Raw genomic sequence first — 17,591 nt, 5'->3', positions numbered from 1 at the left:
CTAGCGGTCGAGACCGGCGGCAGCGCGCAGCTCGGCGACCCGCGGCGTCGCCTCCCAGGTGAACTCGGGCAGCTCGCGCCCGAAGTGGCCGTAGGCCGAAGTCTTCGCGTAGATCGGGCGCAGCAGGTCGAGGTCGCGAATAATCGCAAGCGGGCGGAGGTCAAACACCTCGCGGATGGCCGACTCGATGCGGTCGAGCGGGACGGTCTCGGTGCCGAAGGCCTCGACGTAGAGTCCGACCGGGTGTGCGCGACCAATGGCGTACGCCACCTGGACCTCGAGGCGCTCGGCAAGACCGGCACGGACCGCGTGCTTCGCGACCCAGCGCATCGCGTACGCGGCCGAGCGGTCGACCTTCGAGGGGTCCTTGCCGCTGAACGCGCCGCCGCCGTGCCGCGAGGCACCACCGTAGGTGTCGATGATGATCTTGCGACCGGTGAGGCCCGCGTCGCCCATGGGGCCACCGACGACGAACGGTCCGGCCGGGTTGATGAAGAGCTCGGCGTGCGCGCTGGGCAGCTCGACCAGATCGAGCACTGGCCGGATCACGAGCCGCTCGACCTCGGCGCGCAGCGCCTCCTGCGAGATGTCGCGCGAGTGCTGGGTGGAGACCACGACGGCCTCGATCGAGACGGGGCGGGTGCCGTCGTAGCCGACCGTCACCTGGGTCTTGCCGTCGGGCCGAAGCTCGAGCAGCTGGCCCGAACGGCGAACCTCGGCCAGCTTCTCGGCCATGCGGTGCGAGAGCCAGCTCGGCAGCGGGTGCAGCTCAGGCGTCTCGGTGCACGCGTAGCCGAACATGATGCCCTGGTCGCCCGCACCCTGGCGGCTGAGGTCGTCGTCGTCGAGGCCGAGGCGGGTTTCGAGGGACGCGTCCACGCCCTCCGCGATGTCGGGCGACTGCTGTCCGATCGAAATCGAGACCCCGCAGGAGTTCCCATCGAAGCCCATCTCCGAGCTCGTGTAGCCGATCTCGCGCACGGCGTCCCGCACAAGCTGCGGGATCTCGACGTACCCCGAGGTCGAGACTTCCCCCGCCACGTGCACGAGGCCCGTGGTCACGAGCGTCTCGACGGCGACGCGGGCCCCGGGATCCTGTTCCAGCATCGCGTCCAGGATGGTGTCGGAGATGCGATCGCAAATCTTATCGGGGTGCCCCTCGGTCACAGACTCAGAGGTAAACAGGCGGGTCATAGTGAGCTCCAGCGACGCGGGTGAATAAGAACAGTGGGGTGGAACAGGAACGGCGGTGCCGGATCCCTCTCAAGGGTATCCGGCACCGCCGACAGTGAATGCCTGTGTGACTATTCGGGACGAGCCGTCATGGTCAGCTTGCCTTCGACGATCTCGTGCAGCGCGATCGACAGCGGCTTGTCCTCGACCGTGGAGTCCACGAGCGGTCCGACGTTGTCGTACAGGTTCCCGTCGTGCAGGTCGGTGTAATAGTCGTTGATCTGGCGCGCGCGCTGCGACGCAAAAATCACCAGCGCGTACTTCGATTCCACCTTCGACAGGAGGTCGTCGATGGGGGGATCGATAATGCCGTTCACATTGGCCATGGGTGTGCTCCTCAAGTAGACCTACTTAGCTTACCGGATGCCCGGGATTTCGGGATGCGCGTTTGCCGTTCGGTTTTACGCGTCGCCGCGCATGATGTCGACGAGACGGGCAGCAGCCCGCTCGACAGTGTCGTTGACGATGATCTCGTCGAACTCTTCGGCCGCCGCGAGCTCAACCTTGGCGGTCGCGAGACGACGCTCCCGCTCCGCCTCGTCCTCCGTGCCTCGGCCGACAAGTCGGCGCACCAGCTCGTCCCAGCTGGGCGGCGCGAGGAAGACCAGTCGCGCATCGGGCATGGCGGCGCGCACCTGACGCGCACCCTGCAGGTCGATCTCGAGCAACACGAGCTCGCCGCGATCGGCGGCTTCGAGCACGGGCTGACGGGGGGTCCCGTAACGGTTCTGGTTGTGCACCGTCGCCCACTCGAGCAACCCGTCGCCGGCAAGCATGCGGTCAAACTGCTCGTCGTCGACGAAGTAGTAGTGCTGGCCCTCGACCTCGCCGGGACGCGCCTTCCGCGTCGTCGCCGACACGGACAGCGTGACCTCGGGATAGTGCTCGCGCACGTAGGTCGCCACCGTTCCCTTGCCCACCGCGGTGGGCCCGGCAAGGACCGTGAGCCGCGGCCGCTCCGTCGTAGCACCAAAGCGCTCGCGCATGAACTGCTCGAGCCGGGAGCGCTGACGCGCGCCCAGGCCGCCGAGCCGCTTGCGCTCGGAGATCTCGAGGTCCTCGAGGATGCGCGGGGCCTTCACCTGGCCGATCGCGGGCAGGCTGAGGAGGAAGTCGGTGATGCGGAGGCCGGAGGCCGCGGAGCCGCGTTCGAGAGACTGCTCGAGCACGCGCATGGGCGACAACTCACCGCTGCGCAGTCGTCGCTTCAGCTCGGCGCGGCCCTGGCGCGCTTCGACCGCGGCGCGGTTTGCCGCGACCCGATCGACCTGGGGCATCTCTGCGTGCGTACTCATAGTGTGTCCAGAGTACCGAGGCTTTGGGCAATCGTCGCCGAACGCTCAGCGATTCGCTTGGCGAGGCCAGCGGCACCGCCCGCGAGGACGCTGCGCGACTCGCTGGCGAGCAGGCCTCGAGAGAGCGATCCGAAGATTGTGCCCGCGTCCTCGACTCGTGCCCCCTGGAACCCGAAACCCGGCGCGAGCACAGGAAGCGCCGGTCCCCCGGCGTACCCGTCCGTCGCGATTCCGAAGCGGTCGAGCTCAAGCGTCGCGCCCAGCACTACACCGATCGAGCCGACTTCGGGTGAGCCCGATCCGGCGAGCGCCGCATCCTCGTTCCACGACGCGGCGTCGGCAACCATGCCCTCGGCGACCGTGCGCCCGTCGACAAGGCGAGCGGTCTGCACGGCAAACGCTTCGGGGTTCGAGGTCGCGGCGAGCACAAACAGGCCCTTGCCATGATCGCGCACGTGGCCGAAGGCACCCGCTAGCGTGCCAAACCCCTGGTACGCCGCGACGGTCATCGCGTCCGCTTCGAGGGGCGAGCCAGGCGTCAGCCAGGCGTCCGCGTACGCGGCGAAGCTCGAGCCGATGTCGCCGCGCTTCACGTCGGCAATTACGGTCACGCCGGCTGCACGCGCGTCAGCGAAGACTCGCTCAAGCGCTACGAAGCCCGCGGCGCCGAAGCGCTCAAAGAACGCGATCTGCGGCTTGACACAGGCCGCGACGCCGGCGGCGGCCGCGACAACGTCCCGGCCCATCCGCTCGGCCCCGGCGGCGTCGTTCGACACTCCCCAGTCGGCGAGCAGCGAGTCGTGCGGGTCAATTCCGACGCACAGGTGCCGGCCCGCAGCGAATGCCGCTGCGAGCCGGTCCCCGAACGACTGAGTCATCGAGCGGCGGCCTCTGCCGCGCGCTGTTCTACCCGATCGGCTTCGTACTCCTGGAGCGAGCGCACCGAGAAGCCCTCGTTCGCCACCGCGAGCGCGCCGACCGCGGCGGCCAGCTCGGCGATCGTGGTGAAGATCGGCTTGTCCGCCGCGACGGTCGCCGCGCGAATCTCGTACCCGTCCGCGCGCGCCGAGCGACCGCTCGGCGTGTTGATGACGATGTCGATCTTGCCCGCGTTGATCAGGTCAACGACCGAGTCGCCCTCGCTCTGCTCCGAGTGCTTGCGCACTGCGCGGGACGTGATGCCGTTGCGGGCGAGCACCACCTGGGTGCCCTGCGTCGCGAGGATCTCGTAACCGAGCTCCTGCAGGCGCAGCACCGGCAGCACGACGGCGCGCTTGTCACGATCGGCGACCGAGACGAACACGGTACCGGACAGCGGCAGCGCGCTACCGGCCGCCGCCTGGCTCTTGGCAAAGGCACGCGGGAAGTCGCGGTCCATGCCCATGACCTCGCCGGTCGAACGCATCTCGGGGCCGAGCAGCGAGTCGACGATCAGGCCCTCGTGCGTGCGGAAGCGCTTGAACGGAAGCACGGCCTCCTTCACGGCGACCGGGGCGTCGATCGGGATGCGCGAGCCGTCGCGCTCGGGCAGGAAGCCCGAGTCGAGCAGCGACTGGATGCTCTCGCCCGCCATGACCCGCGATGCCGCCTTCGCCAGCGGGATCCCGAGGGCCTTCGCGACGAACGGGACCGTGCGCGACGCGCGAGGGTTCGCCTCGAGCACGTAAAGCACTCCCTGCCCGATCGCGAACTGCACGTTCAGCAGGCCGTGCACGCCAATGCCGCGCGCGATTGCCTCAGTGGCGTCCCGAACCTGGGCGATCTGGTCGTGTCCGAGCGTCACGGGCGGCAGCGTGCAGCTCGAGTCACCCGAGTGCACACCCGCCTCCTCGATGTGCTCCATGACGCCGCCGACGTACAGCTGATCGCCGTCGAAGATGGCGTCGATGTCGATCTCGATCGCGTCGTCGAGGAAGCGGTCCACCAGCAGCGGGTGGCCGGGGCCGACGAGCGCGTGGCCCGCGATCCGCTCGAAGTAGCCGCTGAGCGAGGCCGTGTCATACACGATTTCCATGCCGCGTCCCCCGAGCACGAACGATGGGCGCACGAGCACCGGGTAGCCAATTTCCTCGGCGATCCGGATCGCTCCGGCCTCGTCGGTTGCGGTGCCGTTGCGGGGCGACACGAGGCCGGCCTCGTCGAGGATCTTCGAGAACGCGCCGCGCTCCTCCGCCAGGTCGATCGCTTCGGGCGTCGTGCCCAGGATCGGGACTCCAGCGTCCTTCAGCGGCTGTGCCAGGCCGAGGGCCGTCTGGCCGCCCAACTGCACGACGACGCCGACGAGCTCACCGCTCTTGCTTTCGGCGTGGATGACCTCGAGCACGTCCTCAAGCGTCAGCGGCTCGAAGTACAGGCGATCCGAGGTGTCGTAGTCGGTCGAGACCGTCTCGGGGTTGCAGTTGATCATGATGGTCTCGTAGCCGGCCTCGGAGAGGGCGAACGAGGCGTGCACGCACGAGTAGTCGAACTCGACGCCCTGACCGATGCGGTTCGGACCGGACCCCAGGATCACGATCTTCTTGCGGTCGGACGGGGTGACCTCGGTCTCGAAGTCGTACGACGAGTAGTGGTACGGCGTGAGCGCGGGGAACTCGCCGGCGCAGGTGTCGACCGTCTTGAAGACGGGGCGCAGGTCAAGCTCGTGACGCAAGCTCCGCACGGTCGCCTCGTCCAGGCCGCGCAGCTGCGCGATCTGAATGTCGGAGAAGCCATGGTCCTTGGCGTGCGCGAGCACCTCACGGGTGAGCTCGGGCGCCGCCGCTACCTCGTCCGCGACCTCGTTGATCAGCACGATCTGGTCGAGGAACCAGGGGTCGATCTTGGTCGCGTCGAAGACCTGCTCGGTGGTGGCACCCTTGCGGAGCGCCTGCTGGACATCGATGATACGGCCGTCGGTCGGACGCACCATGCCGACGAGCAGCGATTCGACCGAGCGGTCATCCTCACCCCAGTGGAACGACGAGCCGCGCTTCTCGAGCGAGCGCAACGCCTTCTGCAGCGACGTCGAGAAGTTGCGCCCAATGGCCATCGCCTCGCCGACCGACTTCATGGTCGTGGTCAGCGTGTCGTCCGCTGCGGGGAACTTCTCGAACGCGAAGCGGGGAACCTTGACGACAACGTAGTCGATCGTGGGCTCAAAGCTCGCCGGGGTCACCTTCGTGATGTCGTTCTGGATCTCGTCGAGGCGGTAGCCGATGGCGAGCTTCGCGGCGATCTTGGCGATCGGGAAGCCGGTGGCCTTCGACGCGAGCGCCGACGAGCGCGACACACGAGGGTTCATCTCGATGACGACGACGCGGCCGTTGGACGGGTCGATCGCGAACTGAATGTTGCAGCCGCCCGTGTCGACCCCGACGCGACGAATGATGTCGATCGAGATGTCGCGCAGGTTCTGGTACTCGCGGTCCGTCAGCGTGAGGGCCGGGGCCACGGTGATCGAGTCACCCGTGTGTACGCCAACGGCGTCGACGTTCTCGATCGAGCACACGACGACCGTGTTGTCGGCAGTGTCGCGCATGAGCTCGAGCTCATACTCCTTCCACCCGAGGATCGACTCCTCGAGCAGCACCTCGGTCGTGGGGCTGTAGTGCAGGCCGTCGCCGGCAATGCGCACGAGCTCTTCTTCGGTGTACGCGAAGCCCGAGCCGAGGCCACCCATCGTGAACGAGGGGCGCACGACGAGCGGGTAGCCGAGGTCCTTGGCGAACTCCTTGGCCTCTTCGATCGTGTGTGCGATATAGGACTTGGCTACCTCTGCGCCCGCGGCGATCGCGATGTCCTTGAAGAGCTGGCGATCCTCGCCCTTCTGGATCGCGTCAACCTTCGCGCCGATGAGCTCGACGCCGTGCTTCTCGAGGATGCCCAGCTCGTGCAGCTGCATCGCCGCGTTGAGCGCGGTCTGGCCACCGAGGGTCGGCAGGATCGCGTCGGGGCGCTCCTTGATGATGATCGACTCGATGACCTCGGGGGTAATCGGTTCGATGTACGTCGCGTCGGCGAAGTCGGGGTCGGTCATGATCGTCGCAGGGTTCGAGTTCACGAGGATGACGCGGACGCCCTCCTCGCGAAGCACACGGCATGCCTGGGTACCCGAGTAATCGAACTCGCAGGCCTGGCCGATGACAATCGGGCCCGACCCAATAACGAGGACGGAATTAATGTCTGAACGCTTCGGCATTATTCTGCTGCTCCCGATTCGGTGGTGTTCGTGCGGCTTTCGGCGTTGCTCTTGACGAGTTCGCGGAAGCGGTTGAAGAGATAGAAGGCGTCGTGCGGCCCAGCAGCTGCCTCGGGGTGGTACTGGACCGAGAACGCCGGCAGGTCGAGGCACTCGAGCCCCTCGACGACCTGGTCGTTCAGGCTCACGTGGCTCACCTGGACGCGACCGAAACCGGCGGGCGAGTCGATCACCCCGTCGATGGGCGCGTCGACGGCGAAGCCGTGGTTCTGCGCCGTGATCTCGACCTTGCCGGTGCGCTTGTCCATGACGGGCTGGTTGATCCCGCGGTGGCCAAACGGCAGCTTGTAGGTCGAGAAGCCGAGCGCCCGGCCGAGCAGCTGGTTGCCGAAGCAGATGCCGAAGTACGGCAGGCCGTCGCGCAGCAGTTCCTGCAGGATCGCGACGTGTCCGTCGGACGCCGCGGGGTCACCGGGACCGTTGGAGTAGAAGAGCGCGTCCGGAGCGAGCGCGCGGATCTCCTCGAGCGTCGTGCGCGCCGGCAGCACCGTCACATCGAAGCCGTGCTCGGCGAGGTAGGTCACTGTGGCGCGCTTCACGCCGAGGTCGAGCACGGCGATCCGGCCGACCCGCTCGTCGCCCGACGCCGCGACCTCGTAGGCCTCGGGGGTCGAAACGACCTCGGAGAGGTTCTTGCCGGCCATGCTGGCCTGCTCGCGCACGATCGCGAGCTGCTCCGCCTCAGGGAGCATCGCGTCGGCGCCCGAGAAGACGCCGGCGCGCAGAGCGCCCGCCGAGCGGATGTGGCGGGTGAGGGCACGGGTGTCGACACCCGAGATGCCCACGACGCCGTCGGCGACGAGCTCCTCGTCGAGCGAACGCTCGGCACGGAAGTTCGAGACGCGGCGAGCGGGGTCGCGGACAACGAAGCCGGCAACCCAAATCTTGTCGGACTCCTTGTCGGCGTCGTTGACGCCGGTGTTTCCGATGTGCGGTGCCGTCATGATGACGATCTGGCCTGCGTAGGACGGGTCAGTGAGGGTCTCCTGGTAGCCGGTCATGCCGGTTGAGAAGACGACCTCTCCGAGGGTGCGCCCGCGAGCGCCGTATGCGCGGCCCGCGTGACGCGTGCCGTCCTCGAGCACGAGCACTGCGCCGTCAAGGGCAGTGTCAGTGGTGTGGGCGGTGAGAGTAGTCACCTAGGCCTCCTGAGTGGTGTCGTCGGAAAGGGAAGAGTATGGGGTGGCGCGGGCGATGGCCTCGACCGCGTCGGCAAACGCGCGCTGTCCGGCAGGATCAGGGAAGCGGAAGCTCGACTCGAGCTCCCGGTCATCGGCCTGCCAACGCACGAGCGCGAGGCCGTCGGCCTCAACAACCTTGTCGATGCGGGTCTGCGCGGTGCCCGAGCCGAGAATCTGCGCGCCGGGGATGCGCACAGGGTGCTCCCCCGGCAGCCGGAACTCGAGGCCGTCCGTGAACAGGTCGAGCTCGCCGTAGCCGCGAAACGCGAGGCCGGGGGCGGCGACGCGCTCGAGCGGCGCGCCGGCGGGCGTCGTCGCCACGTAGAACACGCGCGGGAAGCTGGTTGTGGGCGGCCCGGCGAACGGTGCGGCCGAGGTTTCCACCTGCGCGTCGCGCCGGGTGCGGCGCCGCCAGGCGGTCCACATCAGCAGAAAGAGCAGGGCCGCGAAGGCGAGGGCCACGAGGCCCCAGAGAAGCTGGGTCATGCCGAGCTCCCCCGGCCCTGCGCAGCAGCCGCCACGGCAGCCGCGTCGGCAAGCACGCCGTCGTCAAGCGTGATGACGCCGCGGCGAATCGTGGTGTGCACGCGTCCCGGCAGCTCCATGCCGAGGAACGGCGAGTTCGCGCTCAGGCCGCGTAGCTTCTCTGGGCCGAACGCGCTGACGCCGCTGGGGTCGACCAACACGAGGTCGGCCGGCTGGCCGGCGTCGAGCGCCGTCGGGTGACCCGACAGGCGACCGATCTCGGCAGGCTTCGCCGAGAGCAGGCGCTCCAGCTCGGCCCAGGACGCGTGGCCGTTCGCCACGAGCGTGGCCTGCGCGACCGGCAGCGCCGACTCGAGACCGACCATGCCGAACGCCGCGGCGTCCCACTCACAGTCCTTCGCCTCGACCGGGTGCGGCGCGTGATCGGTCGCGATGATGTCGATCGTGCCATCGGCCACGGCGGCGCGAAGCGCGAGCACGTCGCTCTCACGCCGCAGCGGCGGGTTGACCTTGTACCGAGCGTCGTAGCTGCGCGCCAACTCCTCCGTGAGGATCAGGTGGTGCGGCGTGACCTCGGCGGTCACGGGAATGCCCCGCGACTTTGCCCAGCGCAGCACCTCGACGGAGCCGGCAGTGGAGAGGTGGCAGATGTGTAGCCGCGCACCGACGTGCTCGGCGAGCAGGACATCCCGCGCGATGATCGACTCTTCCGCGACCGCGGGCCAACCCTTGAGGCCGAGCTCGCTGGACAGCGTGCCCTCGTTCATCTGGGCGCCCTCGGTGAGGCGGGGATCCTGCGCGTGCTGCGCGATCACGCCGTCGAAGGTCTTCACGTACTCGAGCGCGCGGCGCATGAGCAGCGGGTCGTGGACGCACTTGCCGTCGTCGGAGAAGACGCGCACGCCGGCGCGCGACTCGGCCATCGCGCCGATCTCGCTCAGGCGCTCGCCCGCAAGGTCTTCGGTGACGGCGCCGATCGGGCGCACGGTGGCGTAGCCAGCGGCGTCGCCCAGGGCCTGGACCTGTTCAACGACGCCGGCGGTGTCGGCTACGGGCATGGTGTTCGCCATCGCGAAGACGGTCGTGAAGCCGCCGGCCGCCGCCGCGCGGGTGCCGGTGAGTACCGTTTCCGACTGCTCGAAGCCGGGCTCGCGCAGGTGCGTGTGGAGGTCGACCAGGCCGGTCATCGCGATCAGGCCATCGGCCTCGATCACGCGCTCGCCCGCGCGCGGCTCGAGCGCGGTGCCACGCTCGACGATCGTGCCGTCGACGATACGCAGGTCCACTGCGGGCACGCCTGCGAGGGCCACCGCGTCCGTGCAGCGCGCACCGAGGTCAGCGGCGAGGCGCGCCCCGCGGATCAGAATCTCGTTCGTGGCGCTCATGCCGGCGTTCCTTTCGTGTCGTTCGTCGTACTGGAGTTGTGGTCAGCGGGTGCTTCGCCGCGCTCGCCACTCAGCAGCAAGTAAAGGGCGGCCATGCGCACTGAAACGCCGTTCGCGACCTGCTGCAGCACGGTGGAGCGCGGAGAGTCCGCCGCGGCGGACGAAATCTCGAGCCCCCGGTTCATGGGACCCGGGTGCATCACGATGGTCTGCGGCTGCAGCTGCGCCAGCCGGCGATCGTCGAGGCCCCAGCCGCGCGAATACTCTCGCTCATTCGGGAAGTATGCGGCGTGCATGCGCTCGGACTGAATGCGCAGCAGCATTACGACGTCGGGCTTGTCTTCGCGCAGCGCCTCGTCGAGCGAGTGCCGCACGGTGACGGGCCAGGCGCGGGCGCCGAACGGGATCAGCGTCTCGGGCGCGACGAAGGTCACCCGCGCGCCGAGCGCGTGCAGCAGCCAGAGGTTCGAGCGCGCCACGCGCGAGTGCGCCAGGTCGCCCACGATCACGACAGACACGCCGTCCAGGTCGCGTCCGCGGCTCGCGTGCTCACCGTGCAGCCGGCGGCGCATGGTGAACGCGTCGAGCAGCGCCTGCGTGGGGTGCTCGTGCGTGCCGTCGCCGGCGTTCAGCACGCCGGCAGAGATCCAGCCGCTGCTCGCGAGCCGGGCGGGCGCGCCAGAGGCGGGGTGCCGGATCACGACACCGTCGGCGCCGATCGCTTGGAGCGTCTGCGCCGTGTCCTTGAGCGATTCGCCCTTGGAGACCGACGAGCCCTTGGCGCTGAAGTTGATGACGTCCGCCGACAGCCGCTTCGCGGCCGCCTCGAACGAGATGCGGGTGCGCGTCGAGTCCTCGAAGAAGAGGTTCACGACGGTCTTGCCGCGCAGCGTCGGGAGCTTCTTGACCTCGCGCTGCTGCGTCGCCGCCATGTCCTCGGCGGTGTCGAGGATCATGATGGCCTCATCGCGCGACAACGTGCGGGTGTCGAGCAGGTGCCTCATGAGTCGATCGCCACTTCGTCGAGTCCGTCGTGCTCGGTCAGACGCACGAAGATGCGCTCGCTCGTCGCGCTCGGAAGGTTCTTGCCGATGAAGTCGGCGCGAATGGGCAGCTCGCGGTGTCCCCGGTCGATCAAGGCGGCGAGGCGCACGGCGCGCGGGCGGCCGTGGTCGTTCAACGCGTCAAGCGCGGCCCGAACGGTGCGTCCCGAGTAGAGCACGTCGTCCACGAGCACGACGGTTGCGCCATCAATGCCCGGTTCGGGGATCGCGGTCGGCAGCGTCGCGCGGATCGGATGCTTGGCGAGGTCGTCGCGATACATCGTGACGTCGAGCTGGCCGACGGGGACGTTCGTTCCCTCGATGCGCGAGATGATGTCGGCGATCCGATGCGCGAGCGTGACGCCGCGGGTCGGGATGCCGAGCAGGACGAGCCCAGATACGCCCTTGTTTGACTCGATGATTTCATGCGAGATTCGGGTGAGTGCCCGCGAGATCTCGGCACTTTCCAGTACCGTACGCGTTCCCATATCCGAGCCCCCCTTCTCCGCCTCACTGGACGGGAATTAAAGAAGTGCTAACCCAAAAAGTATAGCGTGGATCTGCCGGCACTCTCGCGCCGGCAGACCCCGCTACTCTGCTGTCGCGGACTTCGCCTTCGACGCGTCGCGCGGAGCCGCCTGCTTGGCCACCTGGCCGAGCACGCCGTTCACGAACCGACTCGAATCCTCAGTCGAGTACTCCTTCGCCAGTTCGATCGCTTCGTCAATCGCCACCTCGACGGGCACATCGGGGTTGTGCAGGATCTCCCACGACGCGAGCCGCAAGATCGCGCGGTCCACGTTGGGCATCCGATCGATCGACCAGCCCTGCGAGTACGTCGCAATGAGCTCGTCGATCTCCTCGCGGTGATCAACGACGCCGTCGACGATCTCCCGCGCGTACATCCACGAGGTCAGGCGGTCGGGCTCGGACGACGCGCGCGTCGCCTCGGATGCCACCACGGAGTCGAGCGCGTCGCCGCGCACGTCCGCCTGGAACAGCATGTCCAAAGCCCGCTTGCGGGCCTTCCTGCGAGCGCTCATGACTAGTCGTTCACGCGGCCGAGGTAGTCACCCGTGCGGGTGTCGACCTTGACCTTGGTGCCCTGCTCCAGGAAGAGCGGAACCTGAATCTCGTAGCCCGTCTCGAGCGTCGCCGGCTTGGTGCCGCCGGTCGAGCGGTCGCCCTGCAGGCCGGGCTCGGTGTAGGTGACCTCGAGGACCACCGAGGCGGGGAGCTCGACGTAGAGGGGCTCGCCCTCGTGCAGCGCGATCGTCGCGGTCTGGTTCTCGAGCATGTAGTTGGAGGCGTCTCCGACGACGACGGGGCTGACCGTGATCTGGTCGTAGTCCGTCAGGTCCATGAACACGTAGTCGGCGCCGTCCATGTAGAGGTACTGGAAATCGCGACGATCTACGGTCGCGGTCTCGAGCTTCGCGCCCGCGTTGTAGGTCTTGTCGATGATCTTGCCGGTGACGACGTTCTTCTGCTTGGTGCGCACGAACGCGCCACCCTTACCGGGCTTGACGTGCTGGAACTCCACCACGCTCCAGAGCTGGCCGTCAACCTTGATGACGGTGCCGTTCTTGATGTCGCTCGAAGTTGCCATGCTGGGTTTCGTCTCCGGTCTTCAGGTTCAATCGCGCAATTGCACGCAGCGAACAGTCTACCGCGTCAGCGCCTGGACGCCTTGCGGCGCGGGGCGCGTCCCGATCAAGCCCCGCGGAGGGCGATCAGGGCGAGCGAGTACGAGTCGAAACCGAAGCCGGCAATGACGCCGGAGGCAATGCCGGAGATCACGCTCGTGTGACGGAACGTCTCACGTGTGTGCGGGTTCGAGATGTGCACCTCGATGAGGCGGGCGCCCGCCCCCGGCACCATGGCGGCGGCGTCGCGCATCGCGTAGCTGTAGTGCGTGAACGCGGCGGGGTTCAGGATCACATCGGTGCGCGACAGTGCCGCCTCGTGCAGCCAGCCGACCATCTCGGCCTCGTTGTCCGTCTGGCGCACCTCGACCTCCTGCTCGGGCGTCGCCGCGGCATCGAGCACGCGCGCGAGGTCCGCGAGGGTGGCGCTGCCGTACACCTCGGGCTCGCGCACCCCGAGCATGCCGAGGTTCGGTCCATTGAGTACGAGGATCTTCGCCATGATCGCCAGTGTATTGCAGTGCTCCCACAACCGGTGTCGCGCGCGGCCGCACTCCCCCTAGGCTCGCGACATGCACATGATGTTTCGGACCCTCCTGCACTATTTCTTCCACGGGCGACGCGGCCCGCGCCTGGGCTTTCGCGATGTGAGCCGCTCAAGCTTTCGCGTGATGCCCACCGACCTCGACCTGTTGCGCCACGTGAACAACGGCGTCTACTTGTCGATCATGGATGTCGCCCGGTTCGACATGCTGCAGCGCAACGGAGTCATGGCGATCTTTGGCGCGCGCGGCTGGTACCCCGTCGTGGTGGCCGAGACGATCTCGTTTCGGAAGTCCCTGCAGCTGTGGGAAAAGTTCACGATCGAGTCGCAGATGCTCGGTTTCGACGACCAGGCGGTGTTCCTCGAGCAGCGCTTCGTGCGCCCCGACGCGTCGGGCACGCCCGAGGTCTACGCGCGCGCCGTCGTTCGCGCGCGCATCCTCAAGAAGTCCGGCGGAGTGGTGAAGGTCGCCGAGATCGCCACTGCGGCGGGCGTCGACATCGACGACTTTGAGCTGCCCGACCAGCTGCGCGAGTGGGGCAGCGCGTCGCGCCTCCCCTCGACGCGCGACGCCGCCCCGAGCGTCTGGGGCTGATCTTGCCGTTCCCGGGACAGTGTGCGCCGATGAGCCGCAGCTAGCCCGCGATCTCTTGGTACGCGAACTGCAGCACCGACTGGTCAACGCCCGCGAGCACGCGTGGCTTGCCGATCCCGTCGAGCACGATGAAGCGCAGCATGCCGGCGCGAGCCTTCTTGTCGCGCTGCATCGTCGCGAGCAGCCCCTCCCAGCGCCCGGCCGGGTAGGTCAGCGGCAGGGTGAGCGAGCCGAGGACGCGGCGGTGTCGCTCGACGTCGGCGTCCGAGAGCGCGCCCGCCATGCGTCCGAGTTCGGCGGCGTACATCATGCCGACCGAGATGGCTGCGCCGTGGCGCCACTGGTAGCGTTCCGCATGCTCGATGGCGTGGCCGAGCGTGTGGCCGTAGTTCAGGATCTCGCGCGGGCCGCTCTCGCGGAAGTCCTCGCTCACGACCCGGGCCTTGACGCCGATCGCGAGCTCGATGACCCGGCGGAACTGCGGCGTCTGCGGGTCGGTCGCGGCCTCGACGTCGGCCTCGAGGATGTCCAGGATCTCGGGCTCGGCGATGAAGCCGCACTTGGCGACCTCAGCGAAGCCCGCGAGGATCTCGTTGCGCGGCAGCGAGTTGAGCAGGTCGAGGTCGCAGATGACGGCGTGGGCCGGGTAGAACGCGCCGACGAGGTTTTTGCCTTCCTGCGTGTTCACCCCGGTCTTGCCGCCGACGGCAGCGTCGACCATGCCGAGCACCGTCGTCGGCACCTGCACGAGGCGGACGCCGCGCAGCCAGGTGGCCGCGACGAAGCCCGCGAGGTCGGTGACCGCGCCGCCGCCGAGGCCGATCACGGCGTCGGTGCGGGTGAAGTCGGCCTGGCCCATGATGCCCCAGCAGAACGCCGCGACCTCGACCCGCTTCGCCGCCTCGGCATCGGGCACCTCGGCGAGGAGCACCTGGGTGTACTTCTCCTGCAGCTCGGCGCGCAGCTCTTCCGCCGCCCGTCCGACCGTCGGCGTGTGCACGATGAGAATCTTCGAAACGCGCTCGCCCAGCGCCTCGATGATTCGTCCGCGCAGCCCGCGCCCCACGATCACCGTCGACGCGGCCTCGCCCGTCACCTGAATCTCGGTCACCGTGCCGCGCTCGCCAGTCATTCGTCTACTCCCTCGTCTTCCGTTCCCCGGGATTGCGGGTTCAGGATCCAGGCGGCGATGCGCCGCACCAGTTGTTCTTTGCTTGCCCGGTCCGTGCGGAACGTGACGTCGGCGACGGCCTCATACACGGGCCGGCGCTCCTCCAGGATCCGCGACCAGGCTCCCGGGTCGTCTCGCAAGAGCGGACGCTTCGTCAGGTTCGCGGTGCGCTTCACTGCGCGTTCCGTGGTCATCAGCAGGATCACGGGGTGTTGACGCAGCAGTTCCCGCGTCTCATCGGCCAGCACCGCTCCGCCGCCCAGGGCGAGGATGCGGGCGCCGGGTTCGGCGAGCTCCGCGGCGATCGTCGCCGCTTCGATCTCACGAAACGCGGGCTCGCCGCGCTGCTCGAAGATCTCGGGGATCGGGCCGTGGGCCTGCACGATGCGGGCGTCGGAGTCGATGAACGGGATGCCGAGCTCGCGCGCCACGCGGCGCCCGATGCTCGTCTTCCCGGCTGCCATGGGACCGACCAGCACGATGGCGTGCGGCGGCAAATCGGCGCTGGCCACCGGGATCGCGCCCGTGCCAGCGAACGCATCGGCGTGAGGCGGATCTACGTGGAGCGGTTCCGCGCCGGCGCGGGGCTTGGGCGCGGGCTCGGCTGCCTCGGCGACGACCGGCGACGCCGCGGCGAGCTGTAGCGCAGCGTTCCGCGCGAGATCCGGCGCGGCGGCCTCACGACTCGCGCGGCGGCTCGCGGTCACGACTCGATCGCGGTCTGGAGCGTCTCGGGGATTGCCGCGAGGTAGGACTCCAGGTTGCGCCGGGTCTCGGCGACGCTGTCGCCGCCGAACTTCTCGAGCATCGCGTCGGCGAGGGTCAGCGCGACCATCGCCTCGGCGACGACGCCCGCAGCGGGCACCGCGCAGACGTCACTGCGCTGGTGGTGCGCCTTGGCGTCCTCACCCGTCGCGGTGTCGATCGTCGGAAGCGCGTGGGGCACGGTGGCGATGGGCTTCATGCCGGCTCGTACGCGCAGCACCTGGCCGTTCGTCATGCCGCCCTCGATGCCGCCCGCGCGGCCGGTCTCACGAGCGATCTTGCCGTCCTGCATGTGCAGTTCATCGTGCGCGGCCGAGCCGCGACGCCGGGTGGTCTCGAAGCCGTCGCCGACCTCGACACCCTTGATCGCCTGGATGCCCATGAGCGCGCCCGCGAGGCGCGAGTCCAGGCGACGATCCCAGTGGACATACGATCCCAGCCCGGTGGGCAGGCCGTAGGCAAGCACCTCGACGATGCCGCCGACCGTGTCGCCCGAGCGCTTGGTGTCATCGACCTCTTCGACCATGAGCGCGCTCGTGGCCGCGTCGAAGCAGCGCAGCGGATCAGCGTCCAGTGCCGCGACGTCGCCGGGACCGGGAAGCGGGGCGCCCGCGGGCACCGCAACGGGGCCGATCGCGACCGTGTGGCTGACGAGCTGGACGCCGAGCTCGGCGAGGAAGGCGCGGGCGACGGCGCCCAGGGCGACGCGCGCCGCGGTCTCCCGGGCGCTCGCGCGCTCCAGCACCGGCCGGGCCTCGTCGAAGCCGTACTTTTGCATGCCAGCGAGGTCGGCGTGACCGGGGCGCGGGCGGGTCAGGGGCGCACCGCGTCCGCGGGACTTCTCCGAGAGCTCGGTCGCTTCCGGATTCATCACCTCGGCCCACTTGGGCCACTCGGTGTTGCCGATGCGGATCGCGACAGGACCGCCGATGGAGCAGCCCTGGACGACGCCTCCGGAGAGGTTCAGCTCATCCTGCTCGAACTTCATGCGCGAACCACGGCCGTAACCGAGCTTTCTGCGCGCGAGGTCCTCACGGATCCCGTCGAGCGAGACGGGCACCCCTGCGGGCAGCCCCTCGAGGACAGCAATGAGTTCTGGGCCGTGGGATTCCCCAGCCGTGAGCCAACGAAGCATGATTCCTATCCTCCCACACCGGCGGCACGCATCGCGGCGAGCACGTCCGGCTCGCCCGAAAGCTGCGCTGTCGGGTCTCCACTCACAAAAATTCGGACCTGCACGAGGGCCTGGAACACGAGCATGTCGATGCCCGATTCGGCGCGTCCGCCAGCCGACCGCCAGCGCTCGGCCAGCGGCGACGGCCACGGGTCGTAGGCGACGTCGACCAGGGGAACCCGCTCGATTCCCAACGGCAACTCGAGCGTCGCCCCGGCGGTCCCCGGGAGCGTCGAGATGACGAGCGTCGCCGTCGCCACGGCTGGAGTCGCCTCGGCGCCGGTGAGCCCGCCCGAGGCGAGCTCCGCCGTTCCGCCGCCGCTCAGACGCAGCCGGTCGACGAGGGCCGCTGCCGCCTCCGGGCGGCGCGCCAGCACGGTGACCCGTTCGGCGCCAATCTGGCGGGCAGAGAGCACCGCCGAGATTGCGGTCGCCCCCGCGCCCAGCACGATCGTCTCGCGCGCGTCCGAGCCGACACCCATGAGGGCGGCCGCGAGACCGACGACGTCGGTGTTGAACCCGACCCAGCCGGAACCGCCTGCGGACGGGTCGCGCAGCAGCGTGTTCACGACCCCGCTGTCGGTCGCGACCGGATCGAGGCGCGCCGCCAGGCGGTGCGCCTCCTCCTTCAGGGGCATCGTGAGCGAGAGGCCGCGCCACTCGTCGCCGAGGCCGGCAAGCCTTGCCTCGAGGTCCTCCGCCTCACAGTGGATCGCCTCGTACTTCCACTCCAGCCCGAGCGTTTGGTACGCCGCCGCATGGATGCGCGGAGAACGCGAGTGCGCAATCGGCGAGCCCAGTACCGCCAGCCGCGACCCCGCGGGGACGGTCACCGC

Annotated in this window: 18 protein-coding genes; 1 reads left to right on the top strand and 17 read right to left on the bottom strand. The window is 68.8% G+C overall.

Features of this window, described 5'->3' with window-relative positions:
• From metK to JW030_RS05615, 13 genes are all read right to left on the bottom strand, one after another.
• On the bottom strand, nucleotides 1-1,194 hold the full coding sequence (metK, locus tag JW030_RS05675; protein ID WP_188044904.1) for a methionine adenosyltransferase: 1,194 nt from the start codon (nucleotides 1,192-1,194) through the stop codon (nucleotides 1-3).
• Between the two features lie 110 nt (nucleotides 1,195-1,304).
• Nucleotides 1,305-1,559: a DNA-directed RNA polymerase subunit omega gene (gene rpoZ, locus JW030_RS05670; protein WP_188044905.1), complete on the bottom strand. Its 255-nt coding sequence runs from the start codon at nucleotides 1,557-1,559 to the stop codon at nucleotides 1,305-1,307.
• A gap of 75 nt (nucleotides 1,560-1,634) precedes the next feature.
• Nucleotides 1,635-2,528, bottom strand: coding sequence for a guanylate kinase (gene gmk, locus JW030_RS05665; RefSeq protein ID WP_188044906.1), 894 nt, complete (start codon nucleotides 2,526-2,528; stop codon nucleotides 1,635-1,637).
• Complete coding sequence (gene pyrF, locus JW030_RS05660; protein WP_188044907.1) at nucleotides 2,525-3,406, bottom strand: orotidine-5'-phosphate decarboxylase; 882 nt, start codon at nucleotides 3,404-3,406, stop codon at nucleotides 2,525-2,527. Before pyrF ends, gmk begins: the two co-directional genes overlap by 4 nt.
• Nucleotides 3,403-6,705 (bottom strand): carbamoyl-phosphate synthase large subunit, encoded by a 3,303-nt coding sequence (carB, locus tag JW030_RS05655; RefSeq protein ID WP_188044908.1) that lies wholly within the window; start codon nucleotides 6,703-6,705, stop codon nucleotides 3,403-3,405. The genes pyrF and carB overlap by 4 nt, the downstream gene beginning before the upstream one ends.
• Nucleotides 6,705-7,904 (bottom strand): glutamine-hydrolyzing carbamoyl-phosphate synthase small subunit, encoded by a 1,200-nt coding sequence (gene carA, locus JW030_RS05650; RefSeq protein ID WP_241095582.1) that lies wholly within the window; start codon nucleotides 7,902-7,904, stop codon nucleotides 6,705-6,707. The genes carB and carA overlap by 1 nt, the downstream gene beginning before the upstream one ends.
• Nucleotides 7,905-8,432: a hypothetical protein gene (locus tag JW030_RS05645; RefSeq protein ID WP_188044909.1), complete on the bottom strand. Its 528-nt coding sequence runs from the start codon at nucleotides 8,430-8,432 to the stop codon at nucleotides 7,905-7,907.
• Entirely contained in the window at nucleotides 8,429-9,817 is a 1,389-nt protein-coding gene (locus tag JW030_RS05640) for a dihydroorotase (RefSeq protein WP_188044910.1), read from the bottom strand. The genes JW030_RS05645 and JW030_RS05640 overlap by 4 nt, the downstream gene beginning before the upstream one ends.
• A complete protein-coding gene (locus tag JW030_RS05635) occupies nucleotides 9,814-10,821 on the bottom strand; it encodes an aspartate carbamoyltransferase catalytic subunit (RefSeq protein ID WP_188044911.1) in 1,008 nt (335 codons plus the stop codon). The genes JW030_RS05640 and JW030_RS05635 overlap by 4 nt, the downstream gene beginning before the upstream one ends.
• The gene (gene pyrR, locus JW030_RS05630) at nucleotides 10,818-11,348 is read right to left on the bottom strand and encodes a bifunctional pyr operon transcriptional regulator/uracil phosphoribosyltransferase PyrR (protein ID WP_188044912.1); all 531 of its coding nucleotides are present in this window, start codon (nucleotides 11,346-11,348) and stop codon (nucleotides 10,818-10,820) included. Before pyrR ends, JW030_RS05635 begins: the two co-directional genes overlap by 4 nt.
• A 102-nt stretch (nucleotides 11,349-11,450) precedes the next feature.
• On the bottom strand, nucleotides 11,451-11,903 hold the full coding sequence (nusB, locus tag JW030_RS05625; protein ID WP_188044913.1) for a transcription antitermination factor NusB: 453 nt from the start codon (nucleotides 11,901-11,903) through the stop codon (nucleotides 11,451-11,453).
• Between the two features lie 2 nt (nucleotides 11,904-11,905).
• Nucleotides 11,906-12,469, bottom strand: a complete 564-nt coding sequence (gene efp, locus JW030_RS05620; protein ID WP_188044914.1) for an elongation factor P — start codon at nucleotides 12,467-12,469, stop codon at nucleotides 11,906-11,908.
• 104 nt (nucleotides 12,470-12,573) lie between these two features.
• Entirely contained in the window at nucleotides 12,574-13,008 is a 435-nt protein-coding gene (locus JW030_RS05615) for a type II 3-dehydroquinate dehydratase (RefSeq protein WP_188044915.1), read from the bottom strand.
• 70 nt (nucleotides 13,009-13,078) lie between these two features.
• Here JW030_RS05615 and JW030_RS05610 point away from each other — a divergent pair, with 70 nt between their 5' ends.
• On the top strand, nucleotides 13,079-13,645 hold the full coding sequence (locus JW030_RS05610) for a thioesterase family protein (RefSeq protein ID WP_188044916.1): 567 nt from the start codon (nucleotides 13,079-13,081) through the stop codon (nucleotides 13,643-13,645).
• 40 nt (nucleotides 13,646-13,685) lie between these two features.
• Here JW030_RS05610 and aroB read toward each other — a convergent pair whose 3' ends face one another.
• Genes aroB through JW030_RS05590 form a run of 4 tightly spaced genes read right to left on the bottom strand, consistent with a single transcriptional unit; the run spans nucleotide 13,686 to nucleotide 17,588 of the window.
• Nucleotides 13,686-14,777 (bottom strand): 3-dehydroquinate synthase, encoded by a 1,092-nt coding sequence (aroB, locus tag JW030_RS05605; protein WP_188044917.1) that lies wholly within the window; start codon nucleotides 14,775-14,777, stop codon nucleotides 13,686-13,688.
• Entirely contained in the window at nucleotides 14,774-15,523 is a 750-nt protein-coding gene (locus JW030_RS05600; RefSeq protein WP_241095581.1) for a shikimate kinase, read from the bottom strand. The genes aroB and JW030_RS05600 overlap by 4 nt, the downstream gene beginning before the upstream one ends.
• Nucleotides 15,520-16,716, bottom strand: a complete 1,197-nt coding sequence (aroC, locus tag JW030_RS05595; RefSeq protein WP_188044918.1) for a chorismate synthase — start codon at nucleotides 16,714-16,716, stop codon at nucleotides 15,520-15,522. Before aroC ends, JW030_RS05600 begins: the two co-directional genes overlap by 4 nt.
• 5 nt (nucleotides 16,717-16,721) lie before the next feature.
• Nucleotides 16,722-17,588, bottom strand: a complete 867-nt coding sequence (locus tag JW030_RS05590; protein ID WP_188044919.1) for a shikimate dehydrogenase — start codon at nucleotides 17,586-17,588, stop codon at nucleotides 16,722-16,724.
• Nucleotides 17,589-17,591 lie beyond the last annotated feature (3 nt).

The organism is Leucobacter sp. CX169 (genome assembly GCF_017161405.1).
Lineage (GTDB): Bacteria > Actinomycetota > Actinomycetes > Actinomycetales > Microbacteriaceae > Cx-87.
This window is presented reverse-complemented; position numbering and strand designations above follow the sequence as displayed.